Raw genomic sequence first — 25,292 nt, 5'->3', positions numbered from 1 at the left:
CGAGTCATCACTCACCCGCACAAGCCGGCAAACGCTAATAAACAAGGGGATAGGGGGCCGGCGGCCGGCCAGCGCCCCCGCAGCCCCGCTCAATGCATCACTTCGCGCCGATAAATAATTCTGTCATTACCGCGACTTGAGCCGAAAATGGCCTCCCCCTGCAGAGTCTGGGGATCCGACAGCCAGAGTGGCTGTGTCGGCTGTTTCACTAGCTCCACCCGATAGGGAATGCGCACCGCTATCTCGGGTTTGCCAAACTGCAGCAGGATTTCGCCATCTTTGGCCACCGCCGCCATGCCGCCCGGTGGCGAGCTGCCCAGCCCCAGCTTTATCTTGCGATTGCCCCCTATGTTGAGCTCGCTGCTGGCAGTATCGAGGCTCTGGCCTGCGCCCGAGAAGCTGAAGCCCTGATTGGCCAGCGACAGCAAGGTGCATTGATCCAGCCTGTTTTGCTGCCAGCCACCGGCCTCGTAATACTGCATCTGCTGCGCCACGGCCAAGGCGGCCGATGCCACCCCGGTCTCGGTCTTCGCCAGCAGCCGGCCGAAATAGACCTGCATCGGCACTGTGTCGATCAGGCGGGCGTTGCAACTGCCACCACTGCAGTCACCCACCACCCCATCGTTGAAATTGGGCATGGCGATCAGGCTTCTGTCGCCATCGTTATCCCGCATGTATAGGCCAAACAGCAGCGACTTGTAGGGGCCATCCGGCTGGACGTCAGACACGCGAACGAACTCGCTGCTGCCGGTAAAGGCGGCTCGTCCATCGAGCCATGGCAGCGGCTGCAGGCTGCGCAGGCGGCTCGACAGGGTCTTGCCATCCTTGTCGTTGGCCGCGGTGATAAACGCACTGCCCTTGGCGAAATCCCCCGTGTAATTCGCCGTCTGGGCACCGGCCAGGTTGCGGGCGCGCACATCCAGCGCAACCCCGAAGGGCTGCCCCATATATGTGAAGGGATCGCAGGCCGGTACTATGTCGCCGCTCACCAGCTCGAAGTCGGCCGGGATGAAGCGGCCCACCGGCTGGCTCTGGCTCGGCGGGACTGTGGTATTGAAGTAGCCATTGGTCGGCGGGGTCGCCGTCAACCTGAACACCCCCACCTCGCTGACGCTCTGTTCCATGCTGGTCGTCCCGTTGGCCGCGGCGCCATGGTCATAACTGGTTTTACCCAGGCTGGCGGTTTTGCCCGGCGTCGGCGCCACCAGGGTATTGCTCAGGGCGATGCCGCTGAGCGAGAAATTGGGGGTCGCGAGATTGCCGGTGCAGATGTCGCCGTCGTTGGCTGACTCCCAGGCCACTGCCTTGATGTCGACCTGAAATGATTCCCCCGCCTTCTTGAAGATCGGGCAGCTGGCATAGTTGCCCGTACATGCTGCCGCTGCGGTCGTGATGCAGAGCCCCACCGGCCGCGCCACAAACGCATCCGAGCCCAGCATCACCAGGCCAGCTTCACTGCCGGTGCCGTCGTAGCGGGCATCCAGCTGAACCTTGCCGGCATCCGGATAGGTGACCGTCATGCTCGACTGCCCCTGGGCATCGAAGCTGAGGGAGAGCGCAGTGGCATTGCCCTGGCTGGTGCCGATCACGCTGTTGTTGACGCTCATTCTGCTGTTGTAGATGTTGCTGGCGGGCGAGACATAGCTGCTCCAGAACTTGATGCTCTTGCTCTGGTTGGCAAACCCCGGTACGCACTGCTTGGTCACGTCGCTCTTCTTGACCGCCTTGATGGCCACCGTCTGCGGCTGGTTCGAGTAGGTGTCGGGCACATCGAAGATGAAGCCGCTGTCGGCAAAGGTGAGGGTGCAGGCGGCGCTGCTCAACGCCCCGCCACCCGAGCGGCAGAGGGTGGTGCTGAGCGGCTTGGTCGAGGGCGTCGAACCGCTGACCCCCACGGTAACCGCGCCTGCCGTCGTGTTTCTGAGCTGCAACGTCGTGCTGCCGCCGCTGAAGTTGACTACGTTGCCCCCGACCCAGCCGCCGCTGGTCGTCGTGGTGGGGAGCAGGGTCGCGCTGACCGGATCGGTGATCAGCACGCTGCAATCCGGGTTGGCACAGGCCCGGATGGTGAGGGTTTCCGGGTTGCAGGTCAGCGCATTGCCGCTGTGATCGAACTCGAAGTGATCGATCTGGGTACCCACCGGGCTGGATCGCAGAGCGCAGATCCGCACGTTGTCTATCTCGTGGTAGTTGGTGACCGAGCCGGTGGAGCCGGTCAGCGACAGCAGGAAATTGGCCGGCACCGCCGCCTGACCGGCCTGGCTCGCCATGTTGAGGGGGCCGATCAGGGAGCTGTAACCAGCCCCGGTGTCTCGCTCCACCGTGGCCAGCGAGCTGCCAGCCACCCGGGAGTCGACCGTGATGCGATAGCGATGGGGCCGGTTGCCGTTGGTGCCGCTGTCGACGGTCGGGCTCAGGTAGCTGCCGGTACCGGCGAGATAGTTGTAGCCTGAGGTGCCCGACCCCGAACCGCGGATGGAGACCGCCTGCGGCCGCGACCCCAGGTTGGCACTTCCCCCCTCGTTGGCATAGTTGCCGTACTCATCGAGCCCGACCCCGAGCCAGCCGCCGGCAAAGCCGCTGATCCCGGTCTTGTAGCCATAGCCCAGCGGGCCGCCGAAGGCCCCCGGCTGCGGCGTCAGGGTCGAATCGGAAAGCACCACCGCCATGCCGTCGGCCCCGCTCGTGCCGAAGGTCTTGTAGGCGTATTGATCGAATTCGATCGTCACCAGGTTGCCGGCCCCCGGAAAGAGGCGCTGGAAGGTAGCCGAGGTGGCTTGATCGGTGACGTTCTGGGTGAGTCGCAGGCGGCCATTCTGTACCGATGGCAGGGTACTGTTGTTGCGCTGGGCCACCACCCAGCTGTCCGGGTTTATCTGGCCGCTGTCGAAATCGTCGGTAAAGCAGGTCAACGGCGGCGGCACCGAGTAGTCGTTGATGCTGGACTGGGTATCCATGGTCAGGTAGCGGGCCGTCACCCTGCCATAGACGGTGGCATTGTTGTTCATGGTCAAACGGCCGTCGGTGTAGAGATAGCCATAAAATGTGGTGGCGTTATCGAGCACCATGTTGCCGTAGCTAACCCAGACAAGGCTCCCCTGACCATTGCTGTTTACGCTGACCGTATTGAGCAGGGTGACGTCCTGATTGACAAAGATCCGGGTTGTGCCGCTACCGGAGAGGCGAATGGTCACGTTGTCGATATTCAACTTGTCGATGAAATAGTCACCGTCCCCCAGTATCAGAGTCGCCTTGTTAAGCAGAGTCAGGGTCTTGATCTGATACGAGCTGCGACTGGGGAAGGTCATGGTGCAGCCGTCCACTTTCATGGTGCGATAGGCAGCGTTGGAGGCAGTTTGAGCGCCTGATGAGCAAGTCAGGTCATTGCTGGCAGCTATGGTCGGGAACTTGTTGTTGCCTGTCAGCGCAAGGCCGCGGATATCGCTGCCGGTGACGGTGCAGACCTTGTAGCCACCCGCTCCGTTATCGCAACGGGGAGTATTGTTCTGATCCGGCTGGATGGAGCAGAAGTTGAGCGGCAACCCGCCGGTACCGTTGATCTTGGCGTTGTTGAGCTGGCTCAGCTGATAGCCGCTGATCTGGTGGCAAACATCGTTGTTGTCATCATGATGACCCTGCACCACGGCCGGAAAGAAGGTGCCGGTATCGATGGGATCGAAGGCCCAGACCTGGCTAGTGAAGAGGGCCAGCGCCCACAACCATTTCATCATCAGCCTCCGTCATACGCTTCGACCATCAGGGTGCGGCTCACCCTGAAGTCTGGACTGGCACTGGTCAGGTCATTGCGCAAACCGCAGGTGCCGACACTCTCGAGCCGATAGCCGGTGCTCGTCACGTTGTTGTAGCTGGTCGCCAGGGTGCGGCACTGCACCACCGCCTGACAGTCGACCAGCCCGGGGTTGCCGGCGAAACTGATCATTCTGCTGGACTCGCACTGTGCCGGTGGCTGGGGCTGGGCCGCCGTCCGGTTGGGGAACAGTCGATACAGCGCCACCTCCAGCCCGCTCTGGGCCGCCAGCAGGGCCCGCACGCTGCGCACCTCCACCGTGTTCTTTTCGCTGCTGTCGAGCAGAAAACGCCCCATGACCGCCGCCAGCATGGCCATCACCACGATCACGAACAGGGCGATCAGCAGGGCACTGCCCCCCATCTTCTTGCTCTGGCGCCGCTCAGGGAACATTGAACACCCCCAGCTTGTGGTTGAAGGTGACCGCTTCCCCCTTGCGCTCGAACACCAGCCGCACGCCGAACTCCCCTTCGCTGTTGAAGGCCGTGGCCTCCCGATAGAAAGAGCCGGCCCGCAGGGAGTCGGCCATCAGGATCCCCAGCGGCATGGCCGCGCTTGCACCATTCAGCGCCATGCTGGCGCGGTACATGGACCCCGCCTGCACACAATAGCGTACCTGTTCGCGGGCAAAGTAGACCCGGCTGCCAGGGGAGAGGCCGGCCAGACTCTCGGTCGCGGCGTAGCGCAGGGTCTGTGCCCCCGAAACCGGAGCCAGCACTTCGGTGACCCTGGCGACGCAGCGCCCGTACTCGCAACCATTGCTGAGCGAAGGCTGGTTGGCATCGGGCAGCGGGAAGACGGCCAGCAGATCCCCCGCCGCGACTGCACTGGCATCCGGGCTCAAGGGAGCGACGGCCGAGGCGGGGGTGGCCATCACCAATTCGAGGGTGGTTGTGCTGCCGGACACATTCCGGTTGAGGGCGATGTAACGGCTGGAGGTGCTGATGGGCCAGAAGCGCAGGCAGGGGCCGCTGTCGCTCCAGCTGCCGTCCAGGGTCTCGATGCGCTCGGAACCCGGCAGCGCATTGCGTACTTCGCGGTTGAGCCGCTCCATGGCGAAGCGGGCATCACTCATCAGCTGCTCGCGGCTGCTGGCATCCCCGTAGATCTGGCTGCCGATGCCGATGAACTGGCTGGCGAAGGTGGCCATGATCCCCAGCAGCAGGATCACCATCACCAGCTCGATCAGGGTAAAACCGCCCGCCGTCCGCATCAGTAGTTGCCCCGATAGAAGGAGAAGTCGAGCACGCTCTCATCCGGCAGTTTGATCTGCAGATCGATGCGCTTGCCCACCGAACAGGGGGACGCACAGCTTTTGAAGGTGCCATCGCTGAAGTTGACCGGACTCACCGCAATCCTGACCTGATAGTTGCGATACTCGTCGCTGGCGATGATGCCGCCGCTCTGGGTGTAGAAACTGGCATCCTGCCAGCTGCCGGCGGTATCGAAATCGTCCACGTCGTTATAGGCATAGGGAGAGGGCTCACCATCGGGGCCATACTGGCTGGTCTGCCAACCAGTAATCGCCGGAGCAGGAGGCTTCTGGGTGCAAGTCACACCAACTGGACAACTGCAATCCCCGTAAAACTGGCCATTGAATGTCTCGCCACAGCGATAACGGCCACCGTTGTGATCCGACTGCTCGTCGAACGACTTTTGCTGGATCTCGCCGGCCAACCGCTGGGCCAGCTGAGCCGCCCGCACCTGCTGCACCGGATCCACCGCGCTGGGGGCCTGGTTGACGAGCAGACCCAGGATGCCGGTCAAGGCCACCGCCAGCAGCACTATGCCGACGATGAGTTCAATCAGGGTAAAACCGCGATCAGGGGCTCTCATGAATGAAGCCCTCCGACTCTATCTTGATGCCGCCCGTCTCCTGGCCATCGCTGACCCGCAAGGTACAGCCCGTGGCACAACTCCCGAGCGGCCTGCCCATCTGATCAAAACGGATCACGAAACTGCTGGCGTTATTGAGGGAGATGCTCATACCGGTGGAAGGGGTGACCAGGCGGCCACGGGTGCGCTGATTGTCGCTCCAGCCGGCCATGGGGCCGGGAACCGGACACGCCGCACCGGCAACCGCCTGCGTGATATGGGCAAAACGGGAAGCCTCCACCACCAGCTGGGTACAGCGGTCGGCGGGTTCATGCATGTTGATGGTCTGCACCAACCGCAGCCGGGTCAGCAGCTCATCACGCAGGGTTTGGGTTTCAACGCCGCCTTTGCCCAGCCATTTGGGCACGGCAAAGGCGGCTAGAATCCCTAGCAACAGGATCACCAGTACCAGTTCAATCAGGGTAAAGCCCTTGGTTGCAGGCATGGGGATTCTCTTCAGGGAAAAGAGAAAGCGAGGCCGAAGCCTCGCCTTCTCAAACAATCAGTTACCACAACCACTGACATCAACACTAAAGGGAGCACTCTCTGATGCCTCATTGTATTTGACTTGGCAATTAGCGTTATTGCCTGCAGCATCTGGCTTGAAGGTCCCTTTGGATGCAGATACTTCATCCCATCCATCTAAGGTAACTACGCTTGCAATGGTATCTGCTGTCGGATAGCCAAACTTAGCCTTAACAGTAGTTCCCGCAACAGATACAGCAGCAGAAGACTTTTCGATACCCTGAATTGCAGCTTTGCTGTAAACCAGGTTGGCCGCACTTTGCAAGGATGCCTTCACACCATCAGCAGCAGCCTTGCGAGCATCATCCTGCAGATTCAGGAACTTGGGTGCAGCGGTCACTGCCAGGATACCCAGAATGATGATCACGATGACCAGTTCGATCAGGGTAAAACCCGCCTGTTTTTTCATCTTGTTTTCCTCTGTCAATTAATGTTGGTGGTCACCTGACCGGAAGCCGGACGGTAACTGAAACTCATGAATGCATCAGTGCTGCCTTGTGGATCCTGATACTTGCCATCACTACCCTTACTCAAACTATTGACCAGATAGTAGCGGCAGACCGAGTCCAGGCCGTTATTGGTCACACTGACATAGTATTTCAGGTCATTGCCACTACCACGCACCTCGCTGAAGCTGGTGGTAGCCTTGGGCGGGTTCTGCAGCAGACCCTCCCAAATCTTGAGACAGCGCGGGGCCGTCAGATTGACCGGGTCCACGTCGATGCCACCGCCCGCCGAAGTATCCATGGGGTAACCGGGCGACAATTCGCCATTGCTGACCTGGGTATCGGTCGGCGTGGTCAGGTAGAAGCGGGAGCCGTCATAGAGCACGGTATTGAGGCTGTCCTGCTTGGCGCGCCCTTCGGCCTCCCATTGAGCCCGCACCAGCGATACACCAGTAGCAAACCCGCCGGAGACCCCCTCCACGCTGGCCTTCTTGGCCTCGTCGGTCACATCGAGAAAACGGGGCAAGGCCGTCACCGCCAGGATCCCCAGGATGACGATGACGATCACCAGTTCGATCAACGAGAAACCCGCCGCCCGATGGGGAATCGCCACACCGGAATATCTTGGTACCAGTCGCGTTGTTGTCATGGACCCTCCGTAATAACCCGCATTATTTCATGCAGATATAAAAAAATCATTTAACTGAATCGCAAAATGAGGCTCATTCAGGGCTTTTGGCGCACTCTGCCGTCAGAAAATTGATAAATCAGCCAATTATTCTCCCAGCCGAACTGGCACCCTTCGCCATCCAGGCTCGCCAACGCCTGCACCGGCGGCTGGGTCGACGCAGCGGTACCGATGAGTTGCTCCCACAGCCAACGGCAGTTTTCCGACGGCGTCATCACTGTACCGGCACCCAGTGGCCAGCCCCGCTCATCAAACTGCCAGGCCATTCCATCGGCATGCAGCACGGCGGGACGCCGCTGATCGAGCCAGAGCCCATGCAACCTTTGTGCGCGCTCGGCAAATTGCTCCCCCAGCAGGGTCAGGCTGACGGCCAGCGCCTCCTCCCGGTGGACAAGATAGCTCCGGGCCAGGGTCGCCACCATGATCAGCAACAGGATCCCCACGGCCAGCCGCCGATAGCTCCCCAGCCAGTGCTCATCCTGTAGTGACTGTCGACTCACCCATCTCGCTCCACGCTCTGCCGCTTATCCACTCCCCGCCCCACTGACGGTAAAGATACCGGCTTACTTGCCGCGTACGGCCCGCATCATGTCCCACATCGGCGTGAAGATACCCAGCGCCAGGATCAAGACCATGACCGCCACGATCCCGATCAGGATCGGCTCGATCCGGGCGGTGAGGCTCTTGAGGTCATAATCCACCTCCCGCTCGTAATACTCGGCCGCCTCGTGCAGCAGATCATCGACCTGGCCGGTCTCTTCCCCCACCGCGATCATCTGCATCACCAGCGGGGTGAACAGGCCGCTGCTGCCAGCGGTGCGCAGCAGGCTCTCGCCCCGCTCGATGCCGGCCCGCATGTCGCGGATCCGGCCCGCCATCCAGGCGTTGTCTACCGCATCGGCCACCAGGCTCAGCGCCGTGTTGAGCGGCACCCCGGCCTTGAGCATCATGGAGAAGCTGCGGGCGAAGCGGGCCAGCAGGGAGCGCTCTATGATGGTGCCGACGATCGGCAACTTGAGCTGCCATCTGTGCCAGGTCAGCTTGCCCTTGACCGTGCTCACCCAGCGCCGCCAGCCGAACACCATGGCCAGCAACACACCGAGCATCACCCACCAGTAGTGCACGAAGAAGTGAGAGGTGGCGAGCAGGATCCGGGTCGCCAGCGGCAGCTCGACGCCAAATTTGGCAAACATGCCGGCAAAGACCGGGATCACCATGATGTTGAGGATCACCATGGCGATGCCGATGGCAATCAGCACGAAGCTGGGGTAGCGCATGGCGGTCTTGATCCGCTTGCGGGTTTCCAGCTCCAGCTCGAAATAGTTGGCAAGCTGCAAGAACGCCTCTTCCAGCTGACCCGTGTTCTCCCCCACGTGGATGATGGCCACGAACAGGCTGCTGAACACCCTGGGGTGGGCCTGCATCGAGCTCGACAGCGGCCGGCCGTTGCCCAGATCCTCTCCCAGCGCGTGCAGCGCCCGCTTGAGCGGCTTGCTGTGGGCGCTCTCCTCCAGCCCGGCGATGGCGCGCAGGATGGGGATGCCGGCCCGGGTCAGGGCATACATCTGGCGGCTGAACACTACCAGCTCGTCCAGCCGCACGCCCCGCTCCAGCAAGAGGGACCAGTCGAGGGCGGCCGCCTTCGCCTTGCCGGGTTTCAGCTCGGTCGGCATCACGCCGCGGCGCATCAGCTGCTCGGCCGCAGCCATCTCGGTGGCCGCGTCCACCACGCCGCTGACGGCATTGCCCTGGCTGTCGCGCCCCTTGTAGGCAAAGCTGCTCATGGTGCGCCTCGCGCCAACCGGCCGTGTTCATTGCCGATGAAGTTGGTCATCACTTACCCCAGGTCCTCCGCCAGCCGCAGTACCTCATCCACCGAGGTGATCCCCTGGCGAGCGTAATCGAGCGCGGTCAGCGCCAGCGGCCGGTAGTGCGGGTGCTGGCGGGCCGCCTTGGCAAACCCTTCGGCGTCGTTGCGACGCAGGGAGTCCATCATGGGCTGATCCAGCTCCAGCAGCTCGTACACCCCGATCCGGCCGGCATAGCCGGTAAAGTTGCAGCTCTGGCAGCCGCGCCCCTTGTGATAGACGTGCTGGCCCGGCGCTTCGCCGGAGAGCACGGTCAGCCAGGTGGCCTGGCCTTCATCCGGCGCCTTCTCCTCGACGCAGTGCTCGCACACCCGCCGCACCAGCCGCTGGGCCACCACGGCCCGCAGCGCGCTCGCCACCAGATAGCCGGGGGCCCCCATGTCGATGAGACGCAGGGCGCTGGTAACCGCATCGTTGGTGTGCAGCGTGGTCAGCACCAGGTGACCGGTGATGGCGCCGCGCAGGCCGATCTCCACCGTTTCGTTGTCCCGCATCTCGCCCACCAGCAGGATGTCCGGGTCCTGACGCAAAGTAGAGCGCAGCACGTGGGAGAAGGTAAGTCCGATCTTGGGATTGACCTGTACCTGATTGACCCTGGGCAGCCGGTATTCCACCGGATCTTCCACCGTGATGATCTTCTGGCTGGCCTGGTTGAGCTCGGAGAGGGCGCCATAGAGGGTGGTAGTCTTGCCGCTGCCGGTCGGCCCTGTCACCAGGATCATGCCGTGGGGTCGCTTGAGCTGACGCCGGAAGCGGGTCAGGATCTCCGGCGGCATGCCGGTCTCGGTCAGCGACAGGATGCCGGAAGATTGGTCCAGCAGCCGCATCACCACGGATTCGCCGTACTGCACCGGCATGGTCGACATCCGCACATCCACGTCGCGGCCGCGCACCTTCATGTTGAAGCGGCCATCCTGCGGCAGCCGCTTCTCGGAGATATCGAGGCCGGCCACCAGCTTGAGGCGCAGTACCAGCGCCTGGGCGATACGCACCTCGCTCAGGATGTTCTCGTGCAGGATGCCGTCGATACGCTGGCGAATGCGCAGCACCTTCTCGTCCGGCTCGATGTGAATATCGGAGGCTCCCACCTGCACCGCATCCTCGAACAGGGAGCGCAGCAGCTTGGCCACCGTCGCCTCCCCCTCGTCACCAGCCCCCAGATTGCTGGAACCCAGCTCGAAGCCGGCGTCCTGATACTCCTCGTGCAGCTGTTCGGCGAAGCTCTCTATTTCGCGGGTGCGGCGATAGAGGCGGTCGAAATACTCCAGCAGCTGGCCTTCCCGCGCCACCGCCAGCCCCATCTCCCGCGGGCGCAGCAGCGCCGCGATGGCGTCGAGGGCGCTCAAATCGGCCGGATCCGACATGGCTACCGTCACCTTGTTGTCGGTGAGGTTGACCGCCAGCGCACGGTAGCGGCGCGCCTGCACTTCCGGCAGCAGCGGCACCGCCGACGCATCTATGGTGAGGTTGTTGAGATCGAAGAAGGGCACATCCAGCTGGCGAGCGAGGAACTGCAGCAGTTGCACCTCGCTGATGAAGCCAAGATCGATCAGGGTGGTCCCCAGCTTGCGGCCGGTCTGACGCTGCTGCTGCAGGGCGAGCTGCAGCTGATCATCCGAGATGATCTGCTCTTGTACCAGCAGGTCGCCGAGGCGCATTTTCAGTCTGGGTTGTGCCATGCAAACTCCAAAAAAGTGATCCCGGCCGCCCGTCAGGGGGCAAGCTGGGCAATCCGCTGTTCGAGCCAGCTGGTCGACGCCTCGCCCAGGTTGCCGTGCAACTGGGCATTGCGATAGGCATCCAGCGCCCGCTGGCTGTGACCCTGACCATCTTCGGCCACACCGAGTCCGAGCCACCAGCGGCCCTGATCCGGCTGCTGGCGCAACAATTTCACGTAGAGATCCGCCGCCTCGGCATGTTGACCCAGCTCCTGGCTAAGCCCGGCCCAGGTGGCGTAGTAATCCAGATTGCTGGCCAGATCCGGTCGATGGCCGGTCAGCCAGCCGAGCGCCTTGAGCTGATCGCCGCCGCTGATGGCGAGCCGCGCCAGCAGCAACCGAAAATCGGCCTGTTCGGGATCGAATCTGAGCCCCTCTTCCAGCAACTGGCTCGCCTCGCTCAGCCGCCCCTCGCCGTAGAGCAGGCCCGCCAGCTGCTCGCGCGCCCCCTGATTGCGGGGATCGTGGGCCAGCACCTGATAGTAGTTGTCCTGGGCATCGCGCAGTTGCCCCTTGGCCATGGCGGTGGTGGCCTTGCGCTCGGCCAGGGTGGCCAGTTCGGCCTCGGAGAGGTTGACCGTCTCTATCTTGAGCACACCGGGCTTGCGCGGCGCGGCCGCGGGGGCCTCCTGCTCCGCCGCGAGCTCGGCATAGAGGTCAGGTTGCAGCTCCTCGTCGCTCGGCCCCTCCTCATCGATGGCGGCCACGTCGGCGTCATCGGCTGCGCGCTCCTGCGCCTCCTGCGCCTCCTGCGGCTCGGCGGTAGGCGGGACGGCAAGGTGGCGCGGGGTCGGCAACGCCACCACCTGATCCACCGGCTCCTGTTCTGCACTGGCCGGCACCGCTGCGGGAACCGCACGGGCGATGGCGTCCGGTTTGGGCTCGCCGGCCGCCTGCTGCTGACGGGCCTCGACGACCCGCTGGCTCTGCTGCCAGTAGATCCAGGTACGCCAACCCAGAATGCCGAGGGCCAGCCCGCAGATCAGGGTCAGCAGCAACATCCACCAGCCCTGCTGGCGCACGGGTGGCACATAGACAGCCCCCTCGCCCCCCTGCTGACGCTGCTCCAGATCCTTGAGCATCTGATTGATCACGCTCATTGCCAGACTCCATAGGCGAGGGCGCAGCCCAGCAGCAGCACGAGAGGCCACCAGCGCCGCGGCACGAAGCGGCGGGCATCGTCGGTGTCGCGCACGGCCAACCGCACCAGCCGGCTGTCGATCTGGCGCGCCCCCTGACCATAGGCCAGCATCAGACACTTCTGCGCCAGTATGTTGATGAGTCGCGGAATGCCGCGCGAGGCGCGCCACAACTGGCGCAGCGCCCGGCCGCCAAACAGCGGGGCACCGCGATAACCGGAAATCTGCAATCTGTGCTCCAGGTAGGCCCGGGTTTCATCGAAACGCAGCGGCCGCAGGCAGTAGGAGAAGCCGATCCGCTGGCGCAGCTGGCGCAGATGAGGCTTGGCCAGCCTGGCATCCAGCTCGGGCTGGCCGAACAGCACGATCTGCAGCAGCTTGCTCGATTCGGTCTCCAGGTTGCCAAACAGCCGGATCGCCTCCAGCGTCTCGTCTGGCAGCGCCTGCGCCTCGTCGATCAGCACCACCACCCGGCTCCCCTGCTGGTGCAAGGCGATCAGGTGGCGATGGATGCGATCGGTCAGATCCAGCTCGCTCTGATCCCGCACCGCCAGTCCCAGCTCCAGCGCCAGGGCGATGCGCAGCTCGGCCGGGTTGAGGTGGGGATTGGGCAACCAGGCCAGACGCACCGGCCGCTCCTCGGAGCCCAGTTCGCTCAGCAGCTTGCGGCAGAGCAGGGTCTTGCCGGTGCCGACCTCGCCGGTCACCTTGATGAAGCCCTCCCCCTGCGCCAGCGCCCAGTTGAGCACCTGCAGCGCCTCCTCGTGCGGGGGCAACCCGTAATAGAAACCGGTGTTGGGGGTGAGGCCGAAGGGAGCCTCCTGCAAACCGAAGTGGTTCAGGTACATGGACAATCCCCTGCCCTCTCTGCCAGGGAGCCCGTGATGGCCCCTGGCACGTGATCAAACCGGTCCAGGATCATGACTCAGCCCTTGGGCGGATACCATTTGTCGAGCAGCTCGGAGGAGCGCTGCAGTTCGTTCTGCCAGGTGTCCTTCTCCACCACGGTCGGTTTAAGCAGGATCACCAGCTCCACCTTCTTGGTGCTTTCGCGGCGGTTGGTGAAGGCCTCGCCGACCCAGGGAATGTCCCCCAGCAGCGGCACCTTGCTGACGATCTCCTGCTTGTCGGTCTTCATCAGGCCACCGATGACGATGATGTCGCCATTGTTGGCCTGCACCACGGTATCGGACTCGCGGATCGAGCTCTTGGCCAGCGGCAGTTCAAGCTTGCCGCCTGTGGTGCCCATGTCGATCACCTTGTTCTGCTCTTCGGTGTCGATGACGGAGGGGTGGATATGCAGCAGCACCTTGCCCTCTTCGTCGATCTGCGGCGTCACGTCCAGCGCGATGCCGGAGAAGAAGGGGGTCAGCTCCACGTTGGGGGTCTTGTCGGACACCCCGGATGAGTTGGTGGTGATGGTGGTGGAGGCGTTGGTGACGAAATACTCGTCAGTCCCCACCTTGATCACCGCCTTCTGGTTGTTGGTCGCCGTCACCCGCGGGCTGGAGAGGGTATTCACGTCACCCTGGGTCTTGAGCAGGTTGACCGCCACGTTGAAGTTGCCGTCGGAAATCTTGAAGCCGGCCCCGCCGCCCAGCGCGCTGAAGATCTGGTTCGGGGTGGTGGGCAGTTGGGAAGGTGCTGCCGAACCACCGCCGGTGATGCCCTTGTTGCCATCCCAGCTGGCGGAGAGACCGCTCCAGTCCACCCCCTGCTCGTAACCCTCGTTGAGGGCCACCTCCAGGATCCGCGCCTCCAGCACCACCTGACGCTTCAAGTGGCTCTCTGACTGATTGAGGAACTCGCGCACCGCCTTGAGCTCCTTCGGATAGGCCCGGATGGTCACCAGGCCCGCCTGCGGGCTGGTGATGACGGCGCGGCCGTCACCGCTGCCGATCAGGGTCTGCAGGGTATCGCGCAGATCGGTCCAGTAGTCGCTGTTGGTGTCGGTCTCGATGCGGGTGCCGTTGCTGTCGCTGTTCGAGCTGCCGTTGGAGGAGCGGTTGCTGGTGCTGTTGTTATTGGTGCTGTTGTTGGCATTGTCGAAGCTGTTGCTGTTGCCATTGTTGTCGTTGGCCGTCACCCCGCCGGTGCTGACCGAGGTGCGGGAGAGACCGCGCCGGGACATCATCAGGTAGTTGACCGGAATGGTCTCGGTGCGCAGCCCGGCCGGATAGACGTGGAACACGTTGCCCTTGCGCTGCACGTCGAAGCCGTACATGTCGCCCACCACCGCCAGCACTTCGGTCAGGGTCACGTCCTTGAGCTCGACCGAGATCTGGCCGGCCACCCCGGGGTGCACCGCCACACTGTAGCGGGAACCCTTGAACAGGGAGCCGAAAAACTCCACCGCATCCACGTCGTGGGCGGCAATGCGCAGCCGCGGTTCCGGCATGCTGATGGCCTGGGGCGGACGATTGAGCTGCAGCAGTTCGCTCTGTACCGACTTGGGTACGCTGGTCAGCGCCCCGCCCTTGTTCTGCTCGGTCATGGCATGCCTGAGTGCGTCCTTGGCCTGCACGGGTTCGGGGTGCCGGTAGCTGGTACAGCCTGCCGTCAACACGGCGGCGGAGATCAGGCAGAGATGATGTTTTTTCATGTAATAAGTGCACCCTGACTTGCAATTAAACTCGACAAACCTGGCTCCGCCCATCCCGGGTGGAGCGCGTTCAGATCCGGACCTTGCTGGCAAACAGGGTCAGCGACTGGCGCTTGCTCCCCTTCTCCAGCACCACGGCATCTGCACCTATGGCCACCACGCGATAACCGTCGACCAGCTGGCCGACCCGATAACTGCTGCCGTTGAGTACCGCCAGTGCCGGGCCGTTGCCCAGCATGATGCTCTGCAACCTGGGCAGACCGGCCTCGCGCTGGCCGGTTGCACTGGCGCCGCTGGTCGCGCCACTCAAAGGGGCGGTGGGATCCTGCAACAGCTCGGGCTGCGCCTGGGCCAGCAGACTGAACAGACACGCCCACAGGGGAAACCATCTAGCCACGAATAAACTCCTTGCTGGTACTGAGGGTGTAGATCTCCATCTCCACCACCGCCTTGGGATACTCCTGCACCTGGTAGTCAAACTGCTTCCAGTAGAAGTGGCGCGGCAGCCCCTCCAGCGCCTTGAGATACTGATACACATCGAAATAGCCGCCTTCCAGCTTGAGCCGGATGCCGTGCTTGAACAGGTTGATGCGCTGCTCGCCCGCCATCAGCGGCTCCGGCGTCAGCGACGTGAGTGCCACCATGTGCAGATTGGCGGAACGCGACAGCAGGGCCTCCAGCACGGCCGGCATCTCGTGGGCCTGGATCAGATCCACCGTCTGGGCCTTCAGTTCGGCGTCCAGCTTGCCCAGCTCGCCATCCAGCTGTGCCAGCTGGGTACGTACGTGCAGATCCGGATCCCGCGCCAGTTTGGCCTGCTTGCCCTGGTTCTCGAGATCCATGATCTCCAGATCCCGCTGGGCAGTGCTCAGCGCCAACCGCTCCTGCTCCAACCGCACCGCGGCCCCATCCAGCCAGCCATAGATGGCAACGGCGCCGACCACGACCACCCCGGTCAGCAGGATCAGGACTCGCTCGCGCTGGCTGAGGGCGGCGATCTTGTCGGCCCATGCCTGCCACTGCTCTTTCAGGCTCATCAGGGCTTCTCCCGCTCGATGCCGCTGAGCTGGAAGGCCAGCCGGCCCTCCTTGTCACGGCTTAACGTCAGCTCACCAAACTGCTTGCCCGTCAGCGACGGGGTCTGCTTGAAACGGTTGACCCAGGCCGGCACATCCTGGCTGCGCCCGGCGAAGCCGGACAGGTTGACGTAGCCGTCGGCGATCTCGATCCGCTGCAAGGAGAGCTGCGGATCGCGGATGCGGGACAAATCGGCCATCAGCCCGGCATAGCCCTGGGATTTTTGCAGCGCCAGGCTGCCCAGCTGCCGCATCAGGCCCTGCTTGGCGGTCAGCTCCTCCTGCTTGGTGACAAGCTGCTGTTGCAGCAGGCCATCGGCCTGGTGACGGGCCAGCTCGGCATCCAGCCGCTGCGCCTCGCCACGCTTGATCTCCAGCGCCGCCCGCACCTGCACCAGCTCGCGCTCGACAGCGTGCTGCTGCCAGGCGATGACGCCGGAGGCACACAGCAGCAACAGCACGCTGCCGCCCCATACCAGCGCCATCTGGTTGAGGCTGGCCCACTGCCGTCTGGGCCGAAACTCGGCGCCGTAGAGGTTGATCTGGCGTTTCATCAGGCATCCTCCCCCAGGACAGTTTCATAGGCCGAGAGATATTCGATGCCAGACAGTAATTCGGACTTGCTGGCCTTGGCAGTCGACATGGCAAGCGCGCTCATTGCTCACCTCCCAGGGCGGCGGCATAAGCCGAGAGATATTCCACGCCGGACAGGATCGCCTTGTTGGCCATGGCGGAGACGGCAAAGCCGAAGGTCTGCTCCATGTGGCGCACCAGGGTACCGATGAAGGGCGAGGCGATGGCGAGCTGCATCTGGCCGAGTTCCGGCAGCTTGAGCTGGCCCACCAGATAATCGAGGGAGCGCTGGATCTCCAGCGCCAGCGAATCGAGCAGCATGGCGTCAGGCTCATGCTCGCCGGTGAGGGCGCCGAAACCGCGCAACTGGCGGGAGAAGCAGAGCCCTCCCTGATGGAACACCAGCAGCTGCAGATCCTGCCCCTTCGGCTGCCACAGCAGCATGCGCACCGTCTGATCAGGCTCGTAGAGCGCGGTCATTGCCAGCTCGTCGCTGACGATGGCGTCCAGGCTGGCGATGCCGTTGACCGCATCCGCCAGCTGCTGCACCCGCGCCTTGGGCACGCAGATCACGTTGATGCGCGGCCGGCCCGCCGGCGGGGTGGGCAGATCCACATAATCCATGGCGAGCTGCAGCACGGATTCACTGACGTAATCCTTGATCGCCCAGGGCAGGGCTCCGGCCATTTCGGCATCGGGGACGGCGGGCTTGTCGATCTGGACCTGTTGATAAAGGCTGGCCGCGAGGGCGACTCGCACCTTAGACTTGGCGAGGCCGTGGCGGCTGAACAGCTCGGCCATGGCCTGGGGCCACTCTTGCGGGCCATTGATGGCGCGGGTGGCGAAGATGGGCGGGTTGCCGAGCGAAGCCAGCATGATCCGATCGCTGGCCAGCAGGAGTCCTACCTGACGACTGGGGGTCGAACGTCTGAAAAATTGTTTCATTGAAACCCGCACCTGGCTGCCCAAAACGGATTAAACCTTAGCATAAACAGAGCATTAGCCTCCAGATAAATGACCGATTACTCATTGTCACCCCAATCGTCCCTGATGGCGCAGCCGACCCTGCAGCCCGCACTGTTGCCCTCGCCGCTGCAAGCTGTCTCGCACCCGCTGTTGAGCGCCTATGGAGTCCAGCTCTGGTGCAAACGGGACGATCTGATCCACCCCGCCATCTCGGGCAACAAATGGCGCAAGCTCAAGTACCACCTGCTGCACGCCAGGGAGCAGGGCAAACGCCGTCTGCTCTCGTTTGGCGGCGCCTACTCCAATCACATCCATGCCCTGGCGGCGGCGGGGTGCCAATCTGGCCTGCGCACTACCGGCATCATACGCGGGGAGCCGGAAGCCGTCAGCAACTGCACTCTGAGCGCTGCAAAAGGCTGGGGCATGGATCTCGTTTTTGTCGACCGTCAAAGCTACCGGCGGCGGCAGGATCCCGCCTGGCTGGCCCAATTCGAAAATGAAGAGACCCTGATAGTGCCGGAAGGGGGCAGCAGCCCGCTGGCTATTCCCGGGGTGGCCGAGCTGGTCGATGAAGTGCCCTTCTCGCCGGATCTCTGGGTGCTGCCCTGCGCCAGCGGCGGCACCCTGGCCGGGCTCATCGCCGGCAAGCGGGCACCACAGCAGATCCTCGCCATCGCGGTGCTCAAGGGGGGCAGCTTCATTGCCGACGAGGTGCGCCGACTCCATCCTGCCGCCGCCGACACGCCCGGTTGGCGGATCGCGCTGGATCACCACGACGGCGGCTATGCCAAATTCAGTCCGGCGCTCTGGCAGTGGGTGCAGGCCTTCAGCGCCGAGACGGGTCTGCCGCTGGAGCCCATCTACAGCGGCAAGGCGATGTGGGGGCTGTTTCGCGAGCTGGCGGCAGGCCGCATCCCGCGCGACAGCAAGATCGTCTTCATCCACACCGGCGGCATGCAGGGGCTGGCGGGGCTGAGAGAGCAGGGGCGCCTGTGACGGCGGGCCGGGCGCAACGCAAGCCATGAGCCACCACGCTGAACCACAAAAAGAGAGGGTCGCCCAGGCGACCCTCTCTTGCATTCATCAGGCGCCGGCCGGTTCCAGCACCAGCCGCTCCGGCTCGGCGAACCAGGGGCCCTGCCCGGCGTGCACCCCGAGGTGGCGCAGCATCTTCCACTCGTCGCCGCTCTCCACCCCCACGGCGATGACCCGGGTGCGGGTGTTGGCACAGCCCCCCACCAGGCTGCGCACCGCCATCTGATTGACCTGGCGGGTATGGATCTCGCGCACCAGGCTGGGGTGCAGCTTGAGGAAGTTGATCTCGAACTCCTTGATGTACTGGGTGCTCACCACATCCTGGCCAGCGTGATCGATGGCCAGCTGGCAGCCCAGCATGCGCAGCGCCCGCAACGGCCGCTTGAGCGCCTCGTAGTGGCGGGTGACCTGAGCCTCGGAGAGTTGCAGGATCAAGCGCTCGTTGGTGCTACGCGGCAGCTGGAACAGATCGAAGAACAGCCAGCGCTGGAACTCCCGGTGCAGCAGGCTCTGGGCGCAGAGGGTCAGGCTGATGGGACAGCTCTGCTCGGAGCGCTGACGCAACAGGGCGAGGGTCTGCTGTGCCACCAGCCGATCCAGCGGCAGCAGCAGCCCCGCCTTCTCCGCCATCGGCATGAAGACACCGGCCTGCAGCTCCCGCCCCTGCTCGTCGTGGATCCGGATCAGCAGATCCTGCTGCAGCACCACCTGATCCCGCTCCTGCTGCACCGGCTGCACGTAGAAGTCGATGCCGTGCTCTTCGATGCGCCGGCCGATCAGGGTGCGCCAGCGCACCGTGCCCTTACTGCTCTGCTCCTCGTCCAGCTGCTTCTCGTAGAGGAACCAGCCGGTGTGACCCTGCAGCTGTGCGCTCTTGAGCGCCAGCTCCGCTTCCTCCTGCACCTTGAGCAGGGAATCCTGCGCCTGATAGCAGACCGCCCCCAGATAGACGGCGGTGTCGGCATTGACCGCCTCGGGCCAGTGCAGTCGCTGCAGGCTCTTGTGCAGCTGGCCGGCGGCATCCACCATCTCGCTCTCCGACATGTTGGGCAGCAGCACCGCAAACACCTGGCCGGCATAGCGGGCTTGCAGGGCACCGTTGTGCTTGCGCACGAAGGCGGCGATGGAGGCGCTCGCCTCCATCAGCAGATCCTGGCTCTGGCGGCCGTTCAGCTCGGGATCCAGCTCCTCCAGCCCGGCCAGCTCGATCAGCAGCACGCCGCCGCTCATCACGCTCGCCTCCATGATGGCGCTCTCCAGCCGGTTGTCGAAGAACAGCCGGTTGCCGATGCCGGTCAGCTTGTCGACGAAGGCGTTGCTGCGGATGAAGTTGTCGAAGCGGCTGCGCTCCTTGCGGGCATCCGCCAGCTCGGCCAGCAGATAATCGAGGGCCTGGCTGGCGGACTGCGGCCACTCGTCGACCGGATCGTGGGCCAGCTTGGTCAGCTTGCCGTCCAGGATCAGCTGGGCCCGCTCCGCCAGCAGCTCGGCCCCTCTCAGTTGCAAGCGCAGCCAGCGGATGGAGTACCAGAGGCCGAATACCACGATGAAGATGCCGAGGGAGATGCCGGACATGGCCTTGATGGAGTACTCGAACTCCTTGAACGGCCGCTCCAGCTTGAAGTCGGCCTGCATGTCGGGTTGATGGGGAATGGCCTGGTGATAGGGGATCAGCAGGCTCTCGTCGGTCGGCTGCTGCACGTCGCGAAACCAGTAGATCCGCTGCTTGTTCTGGCGGATCTCCAGCTCAACCACGTGGGCCGAGCGCAGTAGGGTCGGCAGCCAGCGGGTGAGATCCTGATGATCGTCGGCGATCTCCAGCTGCTTGTCGATGATCTCCACCAGGGAGTTGACCTTCTTCTGCTGCAGCTCCATGCCCAGCTCGCGAAAGCTGAACACCCCGCCAAGCAGCACCATGGCCATGGCCGCGATGACGCACAGGGTAATAAACGAGACAAGCTGGGTGGTCAGTTTCATGTACCTTTCCGTATGCCCGACAACTTCCATGTGGCTTCATCGTATCAGCCAACCTTGAAGCGCGCCTATGGACGAAGATCCCGCTTCTGGAATTAAGCGGGCGAGCATACCCAAACAGGTGCGAGAACACCAAGCCCCGGACAGGGTGGCGGCCAAAAAAGGAGGATCAAGGAAGAGAAAGGGAGGCAGGGCTCAGGGCCATGGCCGAATGACAGGCAGAAAAATGGTCCCGCAGAGGGGACCAAAAGAAACACTCATATCAAAACTAACACTCTGTGCTACTGACAAAAAAACAGATACAGGAGTATTGAACACACGGTGAGTCAAACCGCACGGCTACTCTAGCCACTTCAGATAAGCTGGACAATTGTCATTTATGACAGGTCAGCGATTGAATCTTCAGCATCCGATTTTATAAAACCATTATTTATCAGCAGATTATAAATCTACGACACAAGTGTGATCGCCTCCGCTCAAATCGATGCAGCTAATGCACTATGATGATGCCACTCATATGCATCCTATTCGCCCATCAGGCAGGTGCCCCTTGCGAACCATCTCCCCACTCTGGCTCACTCTGTTGCTGTTCTGCCTGCCGCTGCTGGCCAGTCTTCCCCTCAGCCAACTGCTCGGCGGCACCCTGGCCCACCAGCTGCTGCAGAAGAAAAAAGAGGAGATCAAGGCCGCCCTGGTGGAGCGACATCAGGTACTGGACGAGAGCATTCGCAACCAGCTGGTGCAGTTCCATTTTGACTGCGGCGAGCAGGACATGGCGTTGCTGCGAGCCCCCCGTTTTTACAACGAACACATCCGCATTCAGGGGCTGCTGCTCGCCTCCGGTGGCGGCTGTTCCAGCCTGGGGATGGATCTGCCCTTCACCCTGGCCGAGCTGCCCCCCTACCCCAATAAGGATGCTTTCGGGATCGCGGCCACCCAGGCCCGCTTCAACACCGAACAGGAGATAGTCGCCTACTACCGCAGCGGCGGCAACATAGTCTACTGGGTGCTGAGCAACAGCTGGAGCCACGCCCTGCTGCAATATCCCTGCGCCAACTGCTTCTACCTCGAATTCAGCCAGCTGCAACCGGGGGGCTCCAGCCCGACCTTCCCCCGCGGCGACAGCGCCATCAAGGAGGAGGCAGGCAGTCAAAGCCTCAGCCTCAGTTTTCTCGATCCCCACGAGCAGATCCGGCAGACCCTGTGGGCGGGCCGGGCACTCGAGCAGTACGCCCTGCAGCAGGCCCGCTACTACGGGCTCTGGTGCGGCGCCGCCATCGGGGCCCTGCTGGTCGCGGCCTACTGGGGGCTGCGCAACTACCGGCGCTCTCTCAAGGGATTGTTGCAGGCCGGACTGGCGCGGCGGGAGTTCGTCCCCTTCTACCAACCCGTGGTGGACAGCCGCAGCCAGCAGGTGGTGGGGTTCGAGGCACTGCTGCGCTGGCAGCGGGGCGGCGGCCTGATCCCGCCAGGAGCCTTCATCGACTATGCGGAAGAGCAGGAGCTGATCCTGCCCATGACCAGCCAGCTGCTGGAAAAAGTCATCGCCGACCTGCCCAAGCTCATCCCCGGCCAGTGGGTCAGCGTCAACATAGTGGCCTCCCACCTGGAGCAACCGCACCTGCGCAACCTGCTGCTGCGCCACGGCTGGCCCTCTCCCGCCCAGCTCACCTTCGAGCTGACCGAGCGCAAGCCCATCACCGACATCGAGACGGCGAGCGCCGAGATCGGCGCCCTGCAGCAGCGGGGCTACCACTTCAAGCTGGATGACTTCGGTACCGGTTACGGCGGCTTCGCCTACCTGCAGCGACTCGGCATCCGCCAGATCAAGATCGACAAGATGTTCGTCGACACCATAGGCACAGACGATCTCAAACGCAGCGTGCTGGATGCCACCATCGCCTTTGGCCGCGAGTCGGGCATGGAGATGATCGCCGAGGGGGTCGAACGCCAGGATCAGGTGGACTATCTGGACCAGCACGGCGTGCACCTGATCCAGGGTTATGTCTATGCCCCGCCCATGGCCCTGACCAAGCTGAAGATCTGGCTGCTGGCCTGGTACCAGAACCACGGGGGCGAGCGCTGAGCCAGCCTCTGCCCCCTCGACCGCACAGGCGAGCACCACTCTGTGCTAGCAGCGGGTGAGGATGCGGCTCCCCTCATATCTTGCAACAAAATGTTTTTTCCTTGCGCGGACAACAGCCTTTATCATTGGCAGGGCCGTCACTGCGGTAACGTGCCATCCTGCTCCATACCCGTCGGCTCACGCCGCCCCGAGATGAGAACCACTGCCTATGAAGTCATTTATCCGGCAAGAGATTGCCCTGCCCGTCGGCCTGCTCACCCTGCTCTTCTTCAAGACGCTAGGTAGCGACCTGCTGACAGAGACGACTCCGCTCGGGATCTATCTTCCGGTGTCGGCTGTGCTGCTTGCCATCGTCACCTGGGCCATCTTCTCGGTGGTGCGCCACTCCGATGCCCTCGCCATCAAGCTGGGCGAACCCTTCGGCACCCTGATCCTGACCCTGTCGGTCATCTCGCTGGAGGTGGTGATGATCTCCTCCGTCATGCTGACCGGCGAACCCAATCCGGTGATGGCCCGCGACACCATGTTTGCGGTGGTGATGCTGGTGACCAACGGCCTGGTGGGCTTCACCCTGCTGTTTGGCGGCTGGCGCTACCACACCCAGAGCTTCAATCTGGACGGGGTCAAATCCTATCTGGTGGCCATCATTCCGCTGGCGCTGCTCTGCCTGGTACTGCCCAATTTCACCGAGGGGGGCAACATCGGCAGCATGTCGAGCGCCATGTCTTGGATGCTGATCATCATCTCTGTGCTGCTCTACGGCGTCTTCCTGCTGATCCAGACCCGCAGCCACAGCCACTTCTTCATCGACAGCGATCACGAGGATTACGAAGAGCACCACGGCCCGCTGCAGAGCAACGTCTACCACACCCTGTTGCTGCTCGCCTATCTGGTGGTGGTGATCCTGCTGGCCAAGACCCTCGCCATTCCCATCAACCACGGGGTCAAGGTGCTGGCGGCGCCGCCGGCGCTGGGGGGCTTCATCGTCGCCTGTATCGTGCTGGCTCCCGAGGCGGTCGGCGCCATCAAGGCGGCCTTCAACAACCAGCTGCAGCGGGCCATGAACCTCTACTTCGGCTCTGTGCTGGCCACCATCGCCCTCACAGTGCCCGCCGTGCTGTTCATCGGCGCCATGCTGGGGCAGGAGGTGCGTCTGGGCCTCTCCGCCGCCGACATGGTGCTGCTCATCACCACCCTTATGGTGTGCAAGGTAACCTTCAGCAGCGGCCGCACCAATGCGCTGCACGGGGCTACCCACCTGGTGTTGTTCGTGGTCTACCTGTTCCTGATGTTCGAGCACGAATAACCGCTGAATCATCGACCACAGCAACGAAAAGACCGCCCGATGGGCGGTCTTTTGTCATGGGCTGGATGGCCGCTTACAGGCTCGGCAGCACGCCGGCCGGGATCAGGTCGTTGTAGCTGGCCCGGCCCAGCAGGGCGGCGGCCGCCTCGATGTCCGGCGCGAAATACCTGTCCTTGTCGTAGAAGCTGACTTCTTCGCGCAGGCGGCCCTTGGCCAGTTCCACCAGCTCGGTGGAACGCAGCGGCGCGCGGAAATCCAGGCCCTGGGCAGCCGCCAGCAGTTCCACCGCCAGGATGCCGCGGGTGTTCTCGGCCATGTCCGCCAGCCGGCGACCGGCGAAAGTGGCCATGGAGACATGATCCTCCTGGTTGGCGGAGGTGGGCAGGCTGTCCACCGAGGCCGGGTGGGCCAGGGTCTTGTTTTCGGAGGCGAGCGCCGCCGAGGTGACCTGGGCGATCATGAAGCCGGAGTTCACGCCGCCGTTGTTGACCAGAAAAGCCGGCAGCCCGGACATGCGCGAGTCGATCAGCAGTGCCATGCGACGCTCTGAGAGCGAGCCGATCTCGGCGATCGCCAGCGCCAGGTTGTCGGCGGCAAAGGCCACGGGTTCTGCGTGGAAGTTGCCGCCGGAGAGGATGTCTTCGTCCTCGGCAAACACCAGCGGGTTGTCGGAGACCGCGTTGGCCTCGCACACCAGCACCTCGGCCGCCTGACGGATCTGGGTCAGGCAGGCGCCCATCACCTGCGGTTGGCAGCGCAGGGAGTAAGGATCCTGCACCTTCTCGCAGTTGTGGTGGGACATGCCGATCTCGCTGCCATCCACCAGCAGGTGGCGGTAGCAGGCAGCCGCGTCGATCTGGCCGCGCTGGCCGCGCACCGCGTGGATGCGGGCATCGAACGGACGGCGGCTGCCGAGGGCCGCCTCCACGCTCATGGCGCCTATGGTGATGGCGCCGGCGTAGAGATCCTCGGCGTGGAACAGCCCTTCCAGCGCGAAGGCGGTGCTCGCCTGGGTGCCGTTGAGCAGTGCCAGCCCCTCTTTCGGTGCCAGTGCGATGGACTCCAGGCCTGCAATCTTGAGGGCCGTGGTGGCGTCGATCAGCTCGCCCTTGTAGCGCGCCTTGCCTTCACCGATGAGCAGGCAGCTCATATGGGCCAGCGGCGCCAGATCGCCGGAGGCGCCGACGGAGCCCTTCTTCGGCACCACCGGATACACCTCGGCGTTGATGAGGCGCATCAGGGCCTCCAGCACCACCAACCGGATGCCGGAGAAGCCGCGGGCCAGGGAGTTGAGTTTGAGCACCATCATCAGCCGCACGGTGGCGTCATCCATGTACTCGCCGATACCGGCGGCATGGGAGAGCACGATAGAGCGCTGCAGCTCGTCCAGCTGCTCCACCGGAATGCGGGTGTTGGCCAGCAGGCCGAAGCCGGTGTTGATGCCATACACCACGCGATTCTGTTCGATCACCTTGGTGACCACGGCGGCGGAGGCGTGGATCCCCGCCAGAGCGGCGGGATCCAGCGAAACGTGTACCGGCTCGCGGCTGACGCGGCGCAGGGTGGCGAGATCCAGCTCGCCCGGGGTAATAGTCAATTCAAACATG

22 protein-coding genes are annotated in these 25,292 nt (G+C 63.4%); 3 read left to right on the top strand and 19 right to left on the bottom strand.

From position 1 onward, the window contains the following. Positions 1-89 precede the first annotated feature (89 nt). The 17 genes from CK627_RS05810 to mshI form a co-directional block, all read right to left on the bottom strand. Entirely contained in the window at positions 90-3,731 is a 3,642-nt protein-coding gene (locus CK627_RS05810; protein WP_095591865.1) for a DUF6701 domain-containing protein, read from the bottom strand. Further along, a complete protein-coding gene (locus CK627_RS05805) occupies positions 3,731-4,201 on the bottom strand; it encodes an MSHA biogenesis protein MshP (protein ID WP_095591864.1) in 471 nt (156 codons plus the stop codon). Before CK627_RS05805 ends, CK627_RS05810 begins: the two co-directional genes overlap by 1 nt. Continuing rightward, entirely contained in the window at positions 4,191-5,021 is an 831-nt protein-coding gene (locus CK627_RS05800) for a PilW family protein (protein ID WP_095591863.1), read from the bottom strand. The genes CK627_RS05805 and CK627_RS05800 overlap by 11 nt, the downstream gene beginning before the upstream one ends. After that, positions 5,021-5,644, bottom strand: coding sequence for a type IV pilus modification PilV family protein (locus CK627_RS05795; RefSeq protein ID WP_095591862.1), 624 nt, complete (start codon positions 5,642-5,644; stop codon positions 5,021-5,023). The genes CK627_RS05800 and CK627_RS05795 overlap by 1 nt, the downstream gene beginning before the upstream one ends. Next, complete coding sequence (locus tag CK627_RS05790; RefSeq protein WP_095591861.1) at positions 5,631-6,128, bottom strand: prepilin-type N-terminal cleavage/methylation domain-containing protein; 498 nt, start codon at positions 6,126-6,128, stop codon at positions 5,631-5,633. The genes CK627_RS05795 and CK627_RS05790 overlap by 14 nt, the downstream gene beginning before the upstream one ends. 57 nt (positions 6,129-6,185) lie before the next feature. After that, positions 6,186-6,617, bottom strand: a complete 432-nt coding sequence (locus tag CK627_RS05785; protein ID WP_095591860.1) for a prepilin-type N-terminal cleavage/methylation domain-containing protein — start codon at positions 6,615-6,617, stop codon at positions 6,186-6,188. Positions 6,618-6,631: 14 nt separating this feature from the next. Then, on the bottom strand, positions 6,632-7,303 hold the full coding sequence (gene mshB / locus CK627_RS05780) for an MSHA fimbrial major subunit MshB (protein ID WP_095591859.1): 672 nt from the start codon (positions 7,301-7,303) through the stop codon (positions 6,632-6,634). A 77-nt stretch (positions 7,304-7,380) separates the two neighbouring features. After that, positions 7,381-7,842, bottom strand: a complete 462-nt coding sequence (locus tag CK627_RS05775; RefSeq protein ID WP_095591858.1) for a hypothetical protein — start codon at positions 7,840-7,842, stop codon at positions 7,381-7,383. A 63-nt stretch (positions 7,843-7,905) separates the two neighbouring features. Next, complete coding sequence (mshG, locus tag CK627_RS05770) at positions 7,906-9,126, bottom strand: MSHA fimbrial biogenesis protein MshG (RefSeq protein ID WP_017408810.1); 1,221 nt, start codon at positions 9,124-9,126, stop codon at positions 7,906-7,908. 53 nt (positions 9,127-9,179) lie between these two features. Continuing rightward, positions 9,180-10,889 (bottom strand): MSHA fimbrial ATPase MshE, encoded by a 1,710-nt coding sequence (gene mshE / locus CK627_RS05765; protein WP_011704368.1) that lies wholly within the window; start codon positions 10,887-10,889, stop codon positions 9,180-9,182. 32 nt (positions 10,890-10,921) lie between these two features. Beyond that, on the bottom strand, positions 10,922-12,028 hold the full coding sequence (gene mshN, locus CK627_RS05760) for an MSHA fimbrial biogenesis protein MshN (RefSeq protein ID WP_167385279.1): 1,107 nt from the start codon (positions 12,026-12,028) through the stop codon (positions 10,922-10,924). Beyond that, positions 12,025-12,915: an MSHA fimbrial biogenesis protein MshM gene (mshM, locus tag CK627_RS05755; protein WP_041216125.1), complete on the bottom strand. Its 891-nt coding sequence runs from the start codon at positions 12,913-12,915 to the stop codon at positions 12,025-12,027. Before mshM ends, mshN begins: the two co-directional genes overlap by 4 nt. 77 nt (positions 12,916-12,992) lie before the next feature. Next, positions 12,993-14,669, bottom strand: coding sequence for a pilus (MSHA type) biogenesis protein MshL (gene mshL, locus CK627_RS05750; protein WP_095591857.1), 1,677 nt, complete (start codon positions 14,667-14,669; stop codon positions 12,993-12,995). 70 nt (positions 14,670-14,739) lie between these two features. Continuing rightward, a complete protein-coding gene (gene mshK / locus CK627_RS05745; protein WP_095591856.1) occupies positions 14,740-15,066 on the bottom strand; it encodes an MSHA fimbrial biogenesis protein MshK in 327 nt (108 codons plus the stop codon). Continuing rightward, on the bottom strand, positions 15,059-15,706 hold the full coding sequence (gene mshJ, locus CK627_RS05740) for an MSHA fimbrial biogenesis protein MshJ (protein WP_011704364.1): 648 nt from the start codon (positions 15,704-15,706) through the stop codon (positions 15,059-15,061). Before mshJ ends, mshK begins: the two co-directional genes overlap by 8 nt. After that, the gene (gene mshI1, locus CK627_RS05735) at positions 15,706-16,299 is read right to left on the bottom strand and encodes an MSHA fimbrial biogenesis protein MshI1 (protein WP_095591855.1); all 594 of its coding nucleotides are present in this window, start codon (positions 16,297-16,299) and stop codon (positions 15,706-15,708) included. The genes mshJ and mshI1 overlap by 1 nt, the downstream gene beginning before the upstream one ends. A 100-nt stretch (positions 16,300-16,399) precedes the next feature. Beyond that, complete coding sequence (gene mshI / locus CK627_RS05725) at positions 16,400-17,263, bottom strand: MSHA fimbrial biogenesis protein MshI (protein ID WP_095591854.1); 864 nt, start codon at positions 17,261-17,263, stop codon at positions 16,400-16,402. Positions 17,264-17,332: 69 nt separating this feature from the next. On the opposite strand from mshI, the gene CK627_RS05720 reads away from it, so the two are divergent. Further along, positions 17,333-18,280 carry a 1-aminocyclopropane-1-carboxylate deaminase/D-cysteine desulfhydrase gene (locus CK627_RS05720; protein ID WP_095591853.1) on the top strand — a complete coding sequence of 316 codons (948 nt, stop codon included), beginning with the start codon at positions 17,333-17,335 and terminating at the stop codon, positions 18,278-18,280. An 87-nt stretch (positions 18,281-18,367) separates the two neighbouring features. Here the strand turns inward: CK627_RS05720 and CK627_RS05715 are convergent, their stop codons facing one another. Continuing rightward, positions 18,368-20,296, bottom strand: a complete 1,929-nt coding sequence (locus CK627_RS05715; protein ID WP_167385278.1) for an RNase E specificity factor CsrD — start codon at positions 20,294-20,296, stop codon at positions 18,368-18,370. Positions 20,297-20,843: 547 nt separating this feature from the next. Here CK627_RS05715 and CK627_RS05710 point away from each other — a divergent pair. Together CK627_RS05710 and CK627_RS05705 are read left to right on the top strand one after the other, a co-directional pair. Then, entirely contained in the window at positions 20,844-22,379 is a 1,536-nt protein-coding gene (locus tag CK627_RS05710) for an EAL domain-containing protein (protein ID WP_167385277.1), read from the top strand. 208 nt (positions 22,380-22,587) lie between these two features. Continuing rightward, complete coding sequence (locus tag CK627_RS05705; RefSeq protein WP_005308064.1) at positions 22,588-23,685, top strand: calcium:cation antiporter; 1,098 nt, start codon at positions 22,588-22,590, stop codon at positions 23,683-23,685. 73 nt (positions 23,686-23,758) lie between these two features. On the opposite strand, the gene hutH is transcribed toward CK627_RS05705, so the two are convergent. Further along, positions 23,759-25,291, bottom strand: a complete 1,533-nt coding sequence (hutH, locus tag CK627_RS05700) for a histidine ammonia-lyase (protein ID WP_095591851.1) — start codon at positions 25,289-25,291, stop codon at positions 23,759-23,761. Between the last annotated feature and the right edge of the window lies 1 nt (position 25,292).

Origin of the sequence: Aeromonas dhakensis, from assembly GCF_002285935.1 — a bacterium.
Lineage (GTDB): Bacteria > Pseudomonadota > Gammaproteobacteria > Enterobacterales > Aeromonadaceae > Aeromonas > Aeromonas dhakensis.
The sequence above is the reverse complement of the archived record's forward strand: the minus strand, read 5'-3'. Positions and strand labels throughout refer to the sequence as shown.